The sequence below is a fragment of the Mesorhizobium sp. M1A.F.Ca.IN.020.06.1.1 genome, assembly GCF_004023265.1.
Classification (GTDB): Bacteria; Pseudomonadota; Alphaproteobacteria; order Rhizobiales; family Rhizobiaceae; genus Mesorhizobium.
Genome location: NZ_RZSR01001513.1, coordinates 1 through 843, shown reverse-complemented (window position 1 = coordinate 843; position 843 = coordinate 1). Strand labels below are relative to the sequence as shown.

The 843-nt window shown below is 58.8% G+C and carries 1 protein-coding gene; it reads left to right on the top strand.

Features of this window, described 5'->3' with window-relative positions; all coding sequences use genetic code 11:
• Nucleotides 1-164 precede the first annotated feature (164 nt).
• Nucleotides 165-695, top strand: a complete 531-nt coding sequence (locus EOA60_RS35225; RefSeq protein ID WP_095825386.1) for a GNAT family N-acetyltransferase — start codon at nt 165-167, stop codon at nt 693-695.
• Nucleotides 696-843: the final 148 nt, after the last annotated feature.

Here is an 843-nt window from a genome sequence, read left to right as displayed (position 1 = left end):
TCCTCCATCACTCGGCTCAGCGGGCAGATGGCGATGGCCTCGGTGCCTTCGCCATCTTCCCGCTGAGCCGAGTGATGGAGGAATTGCCCGCGCTGCCGACCAAGGCTGTCGCCGCCCGCCGGCGTTGAGTCCTTCGGTCCGATATGACAAAATTGCCGCCTGAGATGACGATCACTGATTGGGATCCAAGCCGCACCGAGATCAAATCGGAACGCCTATCCCTCAAGCTATTTACGCCCGGTGATGCCGAAGAGCTTTACGCCTGTATTACGCCTTCAATCACCCGCTTCATGCAGTGGGAACCGCCACGATCGTCGGCCGCATTTGGCGCGGTCTGGCGGTCTTGGTTAGAACCGAACCTCGACGGATCGGACCTGCATTTCGTTGTGCGGCGTTCGCAAGACGGTCGTTGTCTAGGGCTTGTTGGCCTGCATGCGGCGAACACGGTATCTCCCGAACTTGGAATCTGGCTCAACGAAGGCGCTCAAGGACAGGGCATCGGCCGGGAGGCAATCGCCGCCGTGGTTGCATGGGCGTCGGAGAAACTCGCGCCGGACAGTTTTGACTATCCTGTCGCGGAAGAAAACATCGCTAGCAGAAAGATTGCAGAACGTCTCGGAGGCTCGGTAGTTGGAAGGCGATCCAATCCAAAATATATCGCTGTCGTCTATCGTATTCCCAAGCTCCGGCGTTGACTCCATACCCCGATAACCTGCAGCCGATTTCTGCACACGTTCTTCAGCCAAGAAGAGCGGCCGCCATACCGGAGCTCGTGAGAGAGGCGGCGTTGACGAGACCGGCGGCAAGTCCAGCCCCAACTCCTTCGCCGTGACTGATAGCAAG

Coding starts and splice junctions, on each gene's coding strand:
- EOA60_RS35225 (WP_095825386.1), top strand. CDS start 165: ATGACGATCACTGATTGGGATCCAAGCCGCACCGAGATCAAATCGGAA.